The 13,465-nt window shown below is 62.8% G+C and carries 13 protein-coding genes; 3 read left to right on the top strand and 10 right to left on the bottom strand.

The features are described 5' to 3' along the window. Positions 1-11 precede the first annotated feature (11 nt). The 5 genes from VSR68_RS09880 to VSR68_RS09860 form a co-directional block, all read right to left on the bottom strand. A complete protein-coding gene (locus VSR68_RS09880) occupies positions 12-779 on the bottom strand; it encodes a DeoR/GlpR family DNA-binding transcription regulator (RefSeq protein ID WP_342939659.1) in 768 nt (255 codons plus the stop codon). A 99-nt stretch (positions 780-878) separates the two neighbouring features. Beyond that, positions 879-1,877: a 4-hydroxythreonine-4-phosphate dehydrogenase PdxA gene (pdxA, locus tag VSR68_RS09875; RefSeq protein WP_342939658.1), complete on the bottom strand. Its 999-nt coding sequence runs from the start codon at positions 1,875-1,877 to the stop codon at positions 879-881. Positions 1,878-1,927: 50 nt separating this feature from the next. After that, the gene (locus tag VSR68_RS09870) at positions 1,928-3,199 is read right to left on the bottom strand and encodes a four-carbon acid sugar kinase family protein (protein WP_342939657.1); all 1,272 of its coding nucleotides are present in this window, start codon (positions 3,197-3,199) and stop codon (positions 1,928-1,930) included. Next, on the bottom strand, positions 3,196-4,194 hold the full coding sequence (locus VSR68_RS09865) for a 2-keto-3-deoxygluconate permease (protein WP_342939656.1): 999 nt from the start codon (positions 4,192-4,194) through the stop codon (positions 3,196-3,198). The genes VSR68_RS09870 and VSR68_RS09865 overlap by 4 nt, the downstream gene beginning before the upstream one ends. 327 nt (positions 4,195-4,521) lie before the next feature. Then, the gene (locus tag VSR68_RS09860; RefSeq protein ID WP_342939655.1) at positions 4,522-4,854 is read right to left on the bottom strand and encodes a DUF2322 family protein; all 333 of its coding nucleotides are present in this window, start codon (positions 4,852-4,854) and stop codon (positions 4,522-4,524) included. A 272-nt stretch (positions 4,855-5,126) separates the two neighbouring features. Here VSR68_RS09860 and VSR68_RS09855 point away from each other — a divergent pair, with 272 nt between their 5' ends. Together VSR68_RS09855 and VSR68_RS09850 are read left to right on the top strand one after the other, a co-directional pair. Next, positions 5,127-6,917: a nitrite/sulfite reductase gene (locus tag VSR68_RS09855; protein ID WP_342939858.1), complete on the top strand. Its 1,791-nt coding sequence runs from the start codon at positions 5,127-5,129 to the stop codon at positions 6,915-6,917. Further along, a complete protein-coding gene (locus VSR68_RS09850) occupies positions 6,914-7,333 on the top strand; it encodes a DUF934 domain-containing protein (RefSeq protein ID WP_342939654.1) in 420 nt (139 codons plus the stop codon). The genes VSR68_RS09855 and VSR68_RS09850 overlap by 4 nt, the downstream gene beginning before the upstream one ends. 123 nt (positions 7,334-7,456) lie before the next feature. On the opposite strand, the gene cyoD is transcribed toward VSR68_RS09850, so the two are convergent. From cyoD to cyoA, 4 genes are read right to left on the bottom strand one after another with little or no spacing between them, the layout of a single operon-like run. Then, positions 7,457-7,840, bottom strand: a complete 384-nt coding sequence (gene cyoD, locus VSR68_RS09845; RefSeq protein ID WP_342939653.1) for a cytochrome o ubiquinol oxidase subunit IV — start codon at positions 7,838-7,840, stop codon at positions 7,457-7,459. Next, complete coding sequence (gene cyoC / locus VSR68_RS09840) at positions 7,837-8,448, bottom strand: cytochrome o ubiquinol oxidase subunit III (protein WP_342939652.1); 612 nt, start codon at positions 8,446-8,448, stop codon at positions 7,837-7,839. Before cyoC ends, cyoD begins: the two co-directional genes overlap by 4 nt. A 2-nt stretch (positions 8,449-8,450) precedes the next feature. Then, positions 8,451-10,427, bottom strand: coding sequence for a cytochrome o ubiquinol oxidase subunit I (gene cyoB, locus VSR68_RS09835; RefSeq protein WP_342939651.1), 1,977 nt, complete (start codon positions 10,425-10,427; stop codon positions 8,451-8,453). Positions 10,428-10,432: 5 nt separating this feature from the next. After that, entirely contained in the window at positions 10,433-11,302 is an 870-nt protein-coding gene (cyoA, locus tag VSR68_RS09830) for a ubiquinol oxidase subunit II (protein WP_428983491.1), read from the bottom strand. Positions 11,303-11,637: 335 nt separating this feature from the next. Between cyoA and VSR68_RS09825 the strand changes: the two genes are divergently transcribed. Next, on the top strand, positions 11,638-13,035 hold the full coding sequence (locus VSR68_RS09825) for a PLP-dependent aminotransferase family protein (protein ID WP_342939649.1): 1,398 nt from the start codon (positions 11,638-11,640) through the stop codon (positions 13,033-13,035). 225 nt (positions 13,036-13,260) lie between these two features. Here the strand turns inward: VSR68_RS09825 and VSR68_RS09820 are convergent, their stop codons facing one another. After that, on the bottom strand, positions 13,261-13,437 hold the full coding sequence (locus VSR68_RS09820) for a hypothetical protein (protein WP_342939648.1): 177 nt from the start codon (positions 13,435-13,437) through the stop codon (positions 13,261-13,263). Between the last annotated feature and the right edge of the window lie 28 nt (positions 13,438-13,465).

Raw genomic sequence — 13,465 nt, 5'->3', positions numbered from 1 at the left:
GGGCATCGCGTTCACGCCACTTCTACGGTCACTTCGGGCAGCGCGCGAAACGGCGCCAACAGCTCCTCGGTCGCCATCGAAGAAGTAATGAGCCGCCAGTCGCGCTGAATTGGCGTCCAATGCTGCTGACGCGCGCGCCCCAGCTTCGCCGAATCCGCGAGCACGATGATTTCGGCTGCGCGTGCCACGATGCACTCTTTCAGGTAAGCCTGCTGAGCCGTCGTCTCGCACAGGCCGAATCCCGCGACGACGCCGTCCGCGCCGAGAAACGCGCGATCGACGGTCAAACGGCTCAGGATCAGTTCGGCGAGCGGCCCGAGCGTGCTCATGCTCGACCCGCGCAACTCGCCGCCGATCAGCGTGAGCCGCACGCCCGGTGCATTCGCGAGCGACGTCACCGCGAGCAGATTGTTCGTCACCACATGCAGGTTCTCGCGCGCGCTCAGATGACGCGCAAGCGCGGCACACGTCGTTCCGCCGTCGAGCAGCACCGTGTCGCCCTCGCGGACATGCGCGGCCGCCGCTTGCGCAATCGCTTCCTTTTGCTCGCTCTGCGCGGCCTCGCGTTCTTCGAGTGACGCTTCCGGCTCATGCACGCCGACCAGCGCCGTCGCGCCGCCATACGTGCGCACGAGCCGCCGCTGTTTCGCGAGCGCGGTCAGATCGCGCCGGATCGTCGCTTCCGATACACCGAGCGCGGAGCACAACTCTTCGACGTTGGCATCGCGCGTGCGAACGAAATCCAGAATTGCCTGATGACGGTCAGTCGTTTTTTTCACATCGGCAGCAGCGTGAGAAAGGGTCTCGATCTTACACCAGCGATGCGCGCGAATGGCGCGGATGTGCCGCGTAACGCGCTTCGTTTCGCGTCGATTCGGTTAACGGCGCGTCGCCAGTTCCGCGCCCTGGCGCAGTGCTTCGAGCATGCTGCCTTCATCGACGATGCCCTTGCCCGCGATATCGAACGCCGTGCCGTGATCGACGGACGTGCGGATCACTTCGAGCCCCACCGTCACGTTCACGCCCGCTTCGAGGCCGAGCACCTTCACGGGACCGTGGCCCTGGTCGTGATACATCGCGACCACCAGATCGAAGTCGCCGCGGCCCGCGCGGAAGAACAGCGTGTCCGCGGGCAGCGGGCCCGTCACGTCGAGGCCGCGCTCCTGCAACACCTTGATCGCGGGAATGATCTTCTCTTCTTCTTCGCCGTAGCCGAACAGACCGTTTTCGCCCGCGTGCGGATTGATCCCGCACACGCCGATGCGCGGCTTCTCGATGCCCGCCTTCACGAGCGTCGCGTGGCCGCGTTCGATGGTCCGCTGCACGAGACCCGGCTCGATCTTGCGGATCGCGTCGATGATGCCGATATGCGTCGTCACGTGAATCACGCGCAGTTGCGGCGCGACGAGCATCATCGACACTTCTTCGACTCCCGTCAGATGCGCGAGCATCTCCGTGTGGCCCGGATACTTGTGGCCGCCCGCATGCAGCGCTTCCTTGTTGAGCGGCGCGGTGCAGATCGCGTCGATCTTGTCCGCCTGCGCGAGTTCGACGGCGCGCTTGATGTACTGGTAAGCGGCATCGCCGGCGAGCGCCGACAGCTGGCCGAACGGCAGGTCGTCGGGGATCAGGCCGAGGTCGATGCAGTCGATCGTGCCCTGCTCGTAGCGTGCTTCCGATGCATCGCCGATGCGGCGAATCTTCATCTCGCCGCCGACGATCTGATTCGCGCGTTCGAGGCGCTTCGCGTCGCCGATCACGAGCGGACGGCATTGCGCGTAGACGGACGAATGCGCGAGGCTCTTGACGACGACTTCCGCGCCAACGCCGGCTGCATCGCCCATCGTGATGCCGATTACAGGAAGATAGTTGCTCATGATGTGATCTCGTCAGGCTTCAAGGTTTGATTCTGGTTCATGCACGAACGTCAATGCGGGACGACGTCCGGTTCGGTTTCCGGTTCGATTTCGTTACGCAGCGTGAGCCACGCGGCGTACAACGCGTGATCGGTGCCGAATGCACCCGCCTTCGTCACGACGCCGGGGCAATGCGTGCGCGCTGCGCCAAGCGGCCGGCCAACGGCGACGCCCGCTTCGACTTCCGCCAGCAATTGCAGACTGCCGATTTGCGCGGCCGTGAGCATCGCGCGCGCCGTCTCGCCGCCCGTCGCGATCACGCCGCCCGTCTTCGTGAAGTGCGGCTCGACGAGCGCCGCGAGCGCCGTCGACAGTTGCGCGCCTTCGGCGGGATCGAATGCATCGTCGCGGCCGATTCGCAGCAGCAGATCGACGCCCGCGTGCAACGACACGCCGATCTGCTCCTGCAACGCGCGCCAGTCGCGATGGCTCTCGCCCTCTCGCAACACGGCAGGCGGCACGACCAGTTCTTCGACGCCGCCACGTTCGCGCAGCATCGCGCACTGACGCTCGCTGACAGCCGACAGGCTGCCGACGAGAATGAGGATCGGGCCGCCGGGAAACGGCGCAACGTCCGGCTTGCGGCCCGCTGCGCCGTTGCGCGGATTCAGCGCGGCGATCTCGCGCGCAAGACCGCCCGAGCCGACCCAGAAGAACGGCGCGTCGCTGTGCAGTGTCGCTTGGGCGAGCGCGCGCAGCGACTGCTCGCTCTGCGTATCGACGATCAGCGCCTGCACGCCGTTCGCAGCCATCGCGCCGATGCACACCGCGAGCGTCTCCGGCTCGTCACGCAACGCTTCGGCGTCGAGCCGGTCCGTTTTAAGCCCCGCCGACTCGAGTTGCGTCGCGATATCGGCGGGTAGTCCCGCGTGTTCGAGCTTCCACGTGGCCGTCTCTTCGAGCGGCTCGCCGTACACGTAGACGCAGCCGCCGCGCACCGTGCGGCCCGTCGCGGGAAACGCGGGCGCGACGATCGCCATGCCCGCGAGCGCTTGCAGGCCCGCGACTTCGGCGGCCCAGTTGCCGCGCAATGTCGAGTCGATCTTCTTGTAGAGGCGCTGGTCGCGCGCGCTCATTTCCGCATAGGCGGCCGACGTGCGCGCCGCCGCGTCGTGCGGCGCGAGACGGCGCGTGTCGGTGTCGATGGCGATCGTGTCGGCGCCGTCATGTGCCTGCGTGCGCTGCGCGTCGAGCGTGACGACCGTCCGATGGCCGGCGCTCGCGAACCCGATCGCGCAGTCCGCGGCACCCGACAGGTCGTCCGCAATGATCAGAATCTTCATCGTGCCAGCCCTTGGCGATTCTCCGTGCGTGCGCGTTCGTTGCGCTGCTGATAGCGCTTCGCGATCGCCGAGGTGAGGATCGGCGACAGGATCGCCGTCACGACGACGCACGCGGCCACCAGCAGCGTCGCGCTCTTCGCGGCTTCGTTGTACACGGGGTTCGCCGCGGCGACGAGCGCCGGCACGGCGGCTGCGTTACCCGCCGTATTAGCCGCGGCCACGCCGGCGACGCCCGTGCCGCCCGTCAGACGGTCGGCGAAATACAGCGGAATGCCTGTCACGATCACGACGGCGATACCGAGGCCGATGCCCAGCAGTCCAGCTTGCCACACCTTGTGCAGATCGAGGCCGGCGCCGAGCGCGAGCGCGAAGAACGGGATCATCACAGGCACGGCCTTCGCGAGGAATTCGCGCATGTCGCGGTCCAGATTGCCGAGCAGCATGCCGAGCGCGAGCGGCAGAATGCTGCCGACCAGCGTCTGCCACGGGAACGCCGACAGACCCGCGACGCCCAGCGTCACCATCGTCAGGAACGGGCCGGATTCGAGCGACATCAGCGTATAGGCGCCGACGTCTTCCGAGCGGCCGTACTGGCCCATCAGCGCCATGTACAGACCGCCGTTCGTGTCGTTCATCGCGGCGACGACGGCCAGCGTCGAGATGCCCGCGAAGAGCCCCGCCGAAACCGGCTGCTCGCCGATCAGGTGCCCAAGAATCACGCCGATGATCACAGCCGCGCCGACCTTCGTGACCAGCAGCGCGCCGCCCTTTTTCATCAGATACGGTGTCGCCTTGACGTCGATGCCCGCGCCCATGCATACGTAGAACACGGCGAGAATCGGCAGCGCGCCCGTAAACAGCGCACTGGTGAACGAACCGAAGAATTTCGGCATGTTCGGCATGAACGTCGCCACCAGCGAGCCGATGAGCAACGGCACGATCATCATGCCGCCGGGAACGCGCTCGATCGAGCGCTTGATGGGAATCTGAACCATGCGAGTCTCCTTCCTGGCTTTATTTGTCGCGTCCAAGCCGCGATTTTGATTGAAACACTCACCGTTAGATCGAAATAATCAGTTTGCAGTGTAGCCCGTTCTGGATGATTGCGCAAACCAGTCAATCTGTTTGAACGAATCGATCATTTTGCAGGATGAGCGGAAGGAGACGCGAGCACGCGCGACGCAGCGCAAATGCAAAAAAAGACAGGCGGCCCCGTCATCGGGGCCGCCTGTCTTCATGCAGCGGAACGGCTCGCGGCCTGTCAATTCAAACGGAAGCGCAATCTGCAAACGCGCCCCCGTGGTCCCTCACATCATTAGCGCTTACGCCGCCGCAATCACGTCGATGCGCAGCGCTTCGCCACCCACCGCGATGTCCAGCAGACGATCGACATTCGGGTGCGCGCCCGGACGATTGCGCGCATCGGCCGTATGCTCGGCGAACACGGCGAGGCCGTGTTCCGCGGCCTTTGCATCGAGCGCGCCGAACGCCTGCCGCAGATAGTGATAGACCGCCAACGAGCCCTGTTTGCCCGGCTTGTTCTCGATGCTCGCCACGACGGTACCCTTGCCGTCGATCAGATCGATACGCTCGATGCCGTCGATGCCCGGCAATTGCGCGAGATTGTCCTTGAATACGTTGCTCGGCTGAATCACTGAATACGCTCCGTCGGTTCGGGAAATAACGTGTGGGCCCGCATTTTATCCGATCGCTTTTATCCGATCGCGTCGAAGACGAATCGTCTGCGGAGAAGTCATAACGTAACGGACGCGCAGTTTTTCTCTTCTGCTGCTATCGATTTCGCGTCATCTGCGTCTTGTCCGTCAATGCATCGGCCAGTAGATTCGAAAGCACATTTCACATTGGGACAGTCGTGTTTCGCATCGCCGGATGGCGGCGCGTGAAGCGCATGCCCTCGACATCAGCCATGTATCAGTACAACGAGTTTGACCGAGCCTTCCTGCTGAATCGCGCCGCCCAGTTCCGCGACCAGATCGAACGCTGGCAGGACGGCCGATTGAGTGAAGACGCATTCCGTCCATTGCGCCTGCAGAACGGCTGGTATGTGCAGCGGCACGCGCCGATGCTGCGCGTGGCCGTTCCTTATGGCGAGCTGTCGAGCGCGCAGCTTCGCGTGCTCGCGCGTGTCGCGCGCGAATACGACGCGCCCGAAGAAGACGTCTACCGACGCGCGCTCGACACGCAGCGCAAGCTCGGCACCGTTCGTCTTCCCACGCATCATGCGCACTTCACGACGCGCACCAACGTACAGTTCAACTGGATTCCGCTCGCGAAAGCGGCCGATGTGATGGACCTGCTCGCGACCGTCAACATGCACGGCATTCAGACGAGCGGCAACTGCATCCGCAACATCTCCTGCGACGAACGCGCAGGCGTCGCGCCCGATGAAATCGCAGACCCGCGCCCTTTCGCGGAGATCATGCGTCAGTGGACGACGCTGCATCCCGAGTTCGCTTTTCTGCCGCGCAAGTTCAAGATCGCGATCACAGGTGCAAGCGACGACCGCGCGGCGACGGACTGGCATGACGTCGGGCTTCGCCTGCGCTACAACGAACACGGCGAACTGGGCTTTCGCGTGATGGTGGGCGGCGGCATGGGACGCACGCCCGTCATCGGCACGGTGCTACGCGAGTTCTTGCCGTGGCAGCACATCATGAATTACATCGAGGCTGTCGTGCGCGTCTATAACCAGTACGGACGCCGCGACAACAAGTACAAGGCGCGCATCAAGATTCTCGTGAAAGCGGAAGGCCAGAAGTACATCGACGAAGTGGAAGAAGAGTTCCGCCAGATCGTCGAGCATGACGGCGGACCGCATACGATTCCGCAGGAGGAACTGGAGCGCGTCAGCGCGTATTTCGTGCCGCCGTCTGTTTCAGCGCCCCGTGAGCCGTCGAACGCAAATGCACGCGAGCAACTGCACGATACTGCGCGGCAGAATCCGCAATTCGCGCGCTGGCTGGAACGCAACGTCGCGCTTCACAAAGATCCGTCGCTAAGGATCGTCACGTTGTCGTTCAAGCGTCTGCTACAGGCACCGGGCGATGCGTCGGCGGATCAGCTCGATCGCGTCGCGGATCTCGTGGACCAGTATTCGGCGGGAGAAGCGCGCGTGACGCACACGCAAAACATCGTGCTTCCGTGGGTTCATGAAGACGATCTGCTTGCGTTGTGGAAAGCCGCACTCAGCGTGGGTCTCGCGAGCGCGAACGTGCATTTGCTCACCGACATGATCGCGTGTCCCGGCGGCGACTTCTGCGCGCTCGCCAATGCGCGTTCGCTGCCCATCGCAGAGGCGATCACGGAGCGCTATCAGGACCTCGACGAACTCGAAGATATCGGCGAAGTGGATTTGCACATCAGCGGCTGCATCAATTCGTGCGGGCATCACCATAGCGGACACATTGGCATACTCGGCGTCGACAAGGACGGCGCCGAGTGGTATCAGGTCACCCTGGGCGGGTCCGATGGATCGCACGCAAGCGGCAATGCGCAGCCGGGCAAGGTGATCGGCCCATCGTTTTCAGCGCACGAAGTTCCCGACGTGATCGAAGCGGTGCTGCAAACCTATGTCGAACACCGACGCGCGGACGGCCTGCGCCGCGAGACCTTCATCGAAACCGTGCGGCGCATGGGCCTCGATCCGTTCAAGGCCGCCGCGAACGCGGCGCGCACACCGATGGAGCTTCCGGCATGAGCGGCAATACACGTATCCGGCTTCTCGACGCGGCGGCGCACCTTGCGGATGCCGTCGATCGCATCGTCGCGCTCGATAACGACGCCGATCCGCTCGATCACCGCGACGCGATTGCGCAAGCGCAGCGCGTCGAACTTCACTTCCCGAGCTTCACGGACGGCAGAGCTTTTAGTCAGGCGTATCTGATACGGCGGCGGCTCGGCTTTAGCGGAGACCTGCGCGCAACGGGTGAAGTACTCGCCGATCAGTTGATCCAGATGGAGCGAACGGGCTTTTCGAGCGCGGTGCTCAGGGAAGACGTCGATTCAGGCGACGCGCAACGGCAACTCGATCGCTTCGCATCTTTTTACCAGGGCGATGTGGTTCGCGATGCGCCGTTTCGGCGTCACGAGCAGGAAATGAAAGCGGACGGCTGAAAATCCGGTGCGCGAATAGAAAATTGCCGCGATGCGCATCTACGCATCGCGGCATTTTTTATTTACTTCGGCTTCACATGCCAGGCCGAAACGACTCAACGACCCGGCATGTTTGGTCACACGTCAGTCATGCGCGAGCGCGCGCTCGATTGTGATCTGCGTCGGCATCATATTGATGTTCGCGTTGTGAATGACCCATAGCGAACCCGCCACGACGATGACGATCGCGAGCGCTGTACAGACGAAGATCGCCGTATTCGCGCGCTGATCGGCGGCTGAGCCGAGATGCAGGAAGTACTTCAACTGCACGAGAAGCTGCACGACGCACAGCACGACGACGGCCGTCAGCCCCATCGACTTCGGAACGGCATGCATCATGACGACGCCAAACGACGCAAAGGTCAACACCAGCGACAGCAGCATGCCGACGACATAGCTCTTCACGCTGCCGTGCGACGCATGATGAACGCGCGCGCGTGCAACATTCGATTGAGATGATTGGCTCATAGAAACTCACGCAGATAGACAAGGCTGAACACGCAGATCCATACGAGATCGAGGAAGTGCCAGAAGAGACTCAGGCACGCGATGCGCCGCCGCGTCACCGGCGTGAGCCCGAAGCGGCTGATCTGATGCATCATCACGACGATCCACAGCAGACCGCTCGTCACGTGCAATCCATGCGTGCCGACGAGCGTGAAGTAGCCCGACAGGAACGCGCTCGTCGACGGACCGGCGCCGTCGCTCACCAGCTTGGCGAATTCATATACCTCCATGCCGATGAATGCGGCGCCGAACACGAAGGTCACGGCAAGCCAGCGAATCACCTTGCCGCGCCGGTTCGCGTGCGCGCTCAACATGCCCATGCCGAACGTGAAGCTGCTCGCAAGCAGCAGCAAGGTCTCGCCCAGCACGTAGGGCAATTCGAACAGTTGCCTGCCCGAAGGTCCGCCCGCCGTTGCGTTGACGAGCACGCCGAAGGTCGCGAACAGCGTCGCGAAGATCAGGCAGTCGCTCATCAGGTAAATCCAGAACCCGAGCGTCGTGCGGGTTCCGTCGTCGTGGCCGTGACTGTCGTGATGATCACGGGCCCGATAGGTTGAAACACTGGTCATGGTCAGGCAGCCTCGGCAAGTTTCTCGAAACGCTCGTTCTCGATCCGCGCCACTTCCGCAGCGGGAACGTAGTAGTCGACGTCCTGATCGTAGGTGCGCGCGATGAACGTCGCGATCATGCCGATCAGACCGACGATCGCGAAGACCCACATGTGCCACACCATCGCAAAGCAGAACAGCATGCTGAACGCGGAGATGATGACGCCCGCCGCCGTGTTGCGCGGCATATGGATGTCTTCATACCTGGCGGGCCTTGTATGTGCGCGTCCCGACTTCTTGTTGTCCCAGTGCTGTTCGAGCGACGTGATGACGGGAACGATCGCGAAGTTGTAGAACGGCGCGGGCGACGACGTCGACCATTCGAGGCTGCGTCCGTCCCACGGATCGCCTGTGAGATCGCGGTTCTGCTCGCGGTTGCGGATGCTCACGGCGAACTGGATCAGCAATGCCAGAATGCCCATGCCGACGATCACCGCGCCGACGAGCGCGACGATCAGCCAGGGGTGCCACTCGGCAACCGCGTAGTGATTCATCCGGCGCGTCATGCCCTCGAAGCCGAGGATATACAGCGGCGTGAACGCGAGCCAGTAGCCGACGAGCCAGCACCAGAAAGCGACCTTGCCCCAGAACTCGTCGAGCGTGAAGCCAAATACTTTCGGGAACCAGTAGCTGATGCCCGCGAGACAGCCGAACACGACGCCGCCGATGATCACATTGTGAAAGTGCGCGACGAGGAACAGGCTGTTGTGCAGCACGAAGTCCGCGCCGGGCACGGCGAGCAGCACGCCCGTCATGCCGCCCACCGCGAACGTGACCATGAAGCCGATCGTCCACAGCGTTGACGAGTGATAGCGAATGCGGCCGCGATACATCGTGAAGAGCCAGTTGAACAGCTTCACGCCTGTGGGGATCGAAATGATCGACGTCATGATCCCAAAGAACGCGTTGACGTTGGCGCCCGAACCCATCGTGAAGAAGTGGTGCAGCCATACGAAGAACGACAGGATGCCGATCGACGACGTCGCATACACCATCGACTTGTAGCCGAACAGCGGCTTGCCGGAGAACGTCGCGATGATCTCCGAGAACGCGCCGAATGCCGGCAGGATCAGGATGTACACCTCGGGGTGGCCCCATACCCAGATGAGGTTGATGTACATCATCGCGTTGCCGCCGAGTTCGTTCGTGAAGAAGTGCATGTCGAGATAGCGGTCGGCCGTGAGCAGCGCGAGCGTGCCCGTGAGCACGGGGAACACGGCGACGATCAGGATGTTCGTGATCAACGCGGTCCAGCAGAAGACGGGCATCTTCATCAGGTTCAGACCCGGTGCGCGCATGCGCAGAATCGTCACGATGAAGTTGATGCCGCTCAGCGTCGTGCCTAAGCCTGAGACCTGTAGCGACCATATGTAATAGTCGACGCCCGCTGTCGGACTATAGCCAAGCTCCGACAACGGCGGATAGGCAACCCAGCCCGTCGCCGCAAAATCGCCGACGAACATCGAGATCATCACCAGCACCGCGCCGACAACGGACAGCCAGAAGCTCAGCGAATTGACGAACGGATACGCGACGTCGCGCGCGCCGAGTTGCAGCGGCACGACGACATTCATCAGACCGAGGATCAGCGGCGTCGCCACGAAGAAGATCATGATCACGCCGTGCGCGGTGAAGATCTGATCGTAGTGATGCGGCGGCAGATAGCCCGCGGCGTCGTTGAATGCGATCGCCTGCTGCGCGCGCATCATGATCGCGTCGGCGAAACCGCGCAGCAGCATCACGAGCGCGAGAATGATGTACATCACGCCGATCCGCTTGTGATCGACTGACGTGATCCATTCCTTCCACAGGTACGTCCACTTGCCGGCATACGTGACGGCGCCGAGCAACGCGAGTCCCAGCACTATCACGACACCGAGCGTGCCCATGATGATGGGCTCGTGATACGGAATCGCATCGAGCGTAAGTTTTCCAAACATATCAACTACTCCGATACCAAAGCTGCAGGTGAAGGCATGCCGGCAGGCTTCACGGACATGCCCGTCATGCCTGTCGCGCCTGTCGTGCAGATGGGATTGCCCGCCGCGTCTCGCATGTACTGGTTGGCGATGCCGTCGAAGAGGCCCGGCGCCACGCTGCTATAAAGCGTCGCGGCGACTTTTCGGCTGGGCTGTTGCAGGACGTCGTAGGCGGGCACATCGAGCGCTTGCCGCGAGGCTTTTGCGCGCGCGATCCACGCATCGAAGTCGCCGCGGCTCGTGACGACCGCGCTGAAGTTCATGTCGGAGAAGCCCGGTCCGCTGAACGCCGACGACCGGCCCGCGTACGTACCGACGCTGTTCGCGATCAGATGAAGCTGTGTCTGCATGCCCGACATCGCATACACCTGGCTGCCGAGTTGCGGAATGAAGAACGAGTTCATCAACGATTCGGCCGTCAGTTTGAAATCGACGGGCGTATCGACGGGAAGCGCAAGCTGGTTGACGGAAGCGACGCCATAGTCCGGGTAGATGAACAGCCACTTCCAGTTCAACGCGACCACTTCGACGCGAACCGGCTTCACGTCCGATTCGAGCGGCTTGTAGGGATCGAGACTGTGCGTTGTCTTCCAGATCAGGACGGCAAGCGTCGCGACGATCAGACACGGAATCGTCCATACGACGACTTCGATCGCGTTCGAGTGCGCCCATGTCGGCGCATACGTCGCCTTCGTGTTCGACGCGCGGTAACGCCATGCGAAATACAACGTGAGCACGATCACGGGTATCACGACCAGCAGCATCAATCCGAGTGCGATCAGGATCAGATTCTTTTCCTGCTCGCCGATCGAGCCTTTCGGGTCGAAGAGGACCATGCTGCATCCGCCGAGCAGGCTGAGCGCGCCGGCGGCGGCGATCCGGCCTGCCCGCACGAGATGTCTTCGCAATGGATGGGAGCGGGGCCATCGTCCCGCTGTATGGGGAGGGCCCCCGTGTGTAGGTGGGTTGCGCATGCTTTAAGGTTGGTTGCGTGGTGACATAGCCCCATACATGTATCCCCCAACCATCACGCGCGCGCGGCATCCCACTACGGCGATCCGCGCCAATACTGGCCGATCGGCCATGACAGGCGGATACATACATAGGCTATGCCGGCGCATGCTAGAGTAAGACATATGCCATACATGCGCGACAAGATGCCACACATCACATGACCTCACGAAAACGCGCCGCCCAGCGGCCAGACTGGATTACCGAATTTGCGGACAACGGCAAGGCGCGCTATCTGCAGATCGTCGATCTGATCGAGCGCGCTGTCGCCGACGGCAAGCTGGCGCCCGGCGACCGGCTGCCGCCGCAACGCAAGTTCGCCGAGTTGATCGGCGTGGACCTGACCACCGTCACGCGCGGTTTCTCCGAAGCGCACCGGCGCAATCTGATCGAATCGCGTGGTCCGCTGGGCACGTTCATCGCGCCGCCCAAGGCTGCGTTCATGCAGCGCGTCGATCTGAGCATGAACATCCCCCCTCCTCCCGCCGACGTGGATCTCGCCGTGCTGCTCAGGCGCGGGCTTTCGCAAGTGCTGGTGCGCAGCGATGTCGACCTGCTGATGACCTATCAGCTCGGAGGCGGCAGCGACTCCGATCGACAGGCAGGCGCCGCATGGCTCGAACCGATACTCGGGCGCGTGGAGCCGTCACGCGTCGTCGTGACGCCCGGCGCGCACTCGACGCTTGCCGCGCTAATACTCGCGCTCACGCACGCGGGCGAACCCATCTTCACCGAGCAACTGATCTATCCGGGCCTTCCGCTGATCGCGCGTCAACTCGGGCGCCATCTGAAGCCGGTTGCGTGCGACGCGCACGGAATGCGGCCGGACGCACTCGACGAAGCCCGCCACGGCGCGAACGGTGGCGTGCTCTATCTGAATCCCACTTTGCGCAACCCGACCGCGCAGACGATGCCGCTGAAACGCCGCAAGGAAATTCTCGCAGTGGCCGCGCGCCGGAACATCAAGGTAATCGAGGACGATCCGTATTGGCTGCTGGCCGACGATCCTCCCGCGCCACTGTCCGCGCTCATGCCGCAACAGGTGTACTACCTGTCCACGCTTTCGAAGTGCATTTCACCGGGCTTGCGTGCCGCCTTTCTCGTGTTGCCGTCGGCCGAAGGACCGGACGCGTTTCTGAAGGCATTGCGATCGCTTTCGTTGATGTCGCCGCCGCTTGCCACATCGCTGGTCACGCAGTGGATTGTCGACGGCACGGCGTCGGACGTGCTGGCGGGCATCCGGAAGGAGTCGCGCGAACGCCTGCTCGCGGCCGGTCAGATCCTGTCGCCCGTCAGCGGTTCGAAGACGAGCGGCGGCATTCACATGTGGCAGGCATTGCCGGAGCACTGGGCCGCGCAGAGTCTCGCCGATACGGCCCGCGCCGAAGGACTCGTCGTTGCGCCGGCTTCCGCGTTTTGCCTGGGCGGCGATGTGCCGAACGCGATCCGTATTTCGCTTGGCGGCTGCACGCGGCGCAGCGAATTGACTTCGGCATTGAGAAAGCTCGCCGCACTGCTGGAACGCAAGCCGACTGCCGATGATCGCCTGCTGATATAGCGTTAAAAAGAACTGCTGCGATCGAATTGAAGAGAACTGCTTCTATACGAAAGTCTGGCGCACGCGAATAATTCCGTCAACGCTGCTCCGAACACTTCCTTACTCCTTTTATCGTTCGAAGCGCGCCGGGATCACTGCGCGAGTGCCCGCGGCCCACGCCCTTCAACCCGCAGAGCTTGCAGCTATGTAACATATCGAGCGTGGCAGGCACTAAACCTCGGCCCCTTAGGGCGCCGGGGTTTTTTTATCGTCTCCCTTTTCTCGCATGGGCTCCGCGCCACCGTCGTCCCAGTCGCGCCACTCCACGTGGTGATGCTCCAGATACTTGTCCACGGCCACGCCGAGTGTGGGAAAGAAGCTCGCCCCGCCCAATCTGTCGAACAGCTCGTACTGCCGCAGCATATCCTTGACGGGGCCTCACAAGAACCCG

The organism is Paraburkholderia phymatum (assembly GCF_038900715.1).
GTDB lineage: Bacteria > Pseudomonadota > Gammaproteobacteria > Burkholderiales > Burkholderiaceae > Paraburkholderia > Paraburkholderia phymatum_A.
Note: the sequence above shows the minus strand (reverse complement) of the source record. Positions and strands in the feature narration are given on the sequence as shown.

Bases quoted from the DNA above. Each gene is read 5' to 3' on its own strand.
- pdxA (WP_342939658.1), bottom strand. From the start codon at position 1,877: ATGAGCAACTATCTTCCTGTAATCGGCATCACGATGGGCGATGCAGCC.
- VSR68_RS09870 (WP_342939657.1), bottom strand. From the start codon at position 3,199: ATGAAGATTCTGATCATTGCGGACGACCTGTCGGGTGCCGCGGACTGC.
- VSR68_RS09865 (WP_342939656.1), bottom strand. From the start codon at position 4,194: ATGGTTCAGATTCCCATCAAGCGCTCGATCGAGCGCGTTCCCGGCGGC.
- VSR68_RS09855 (WP_342939858.1), top strand. From the start codon at position 5,127: ATGTATCAGTACAACGAGTTTGACCGAGCCTTCCTGCTGAATCGCGCC.
- VSR68_RS09850 (WP_342939654.1), top strand. From the start codon at position 6,914: ATGAGCGGCAATACACGTATCCGGCTTCTCGACGCGGCGGCGCACCTT.
- cyoD (WP_342939653.1), bottom strand. From the start codon at position 7,840: ATGAGCCAATCATCTCAATCGAATGTTGCACGCGCGCGCGTTCATCAT.
- cyoC (WP_342939652.1), bottom strand. From the start codon at position 8,448: ATGACCAGTGTTTCAACCTATCGGGCCCGTGATCATCACGACAGTCAC.
- cyoB (WP_342939651.1), bottom strand. From the start codon at position 10,427: ATGTTTGGAAAACTTACGCTCGATGCGATTCCGTATCACGAGCCCATC.
- cyoA (WP_428983491.1), bottom strand. From the start codon at position 11,302: ATGGTCCTCTTCGACCCGAAAGGCTCGATCGGCGAGCAGGAAAAGAAT.
- VSR68_RS09825 (WP_342939649.1), top strand. From the start codon at position 11,638: ATGACCTCACGAAAACGCGCCGCCCAGCGGCCAGACTGGATTACCGAA.
- VSR68_RS09820 (WP_342939648.1), bottom strand. From the start codon at position 13,437: ATGCTGCGGCAGTACGAGCTGTTCGACAGATTGGGCGGGGCGAGCTTC.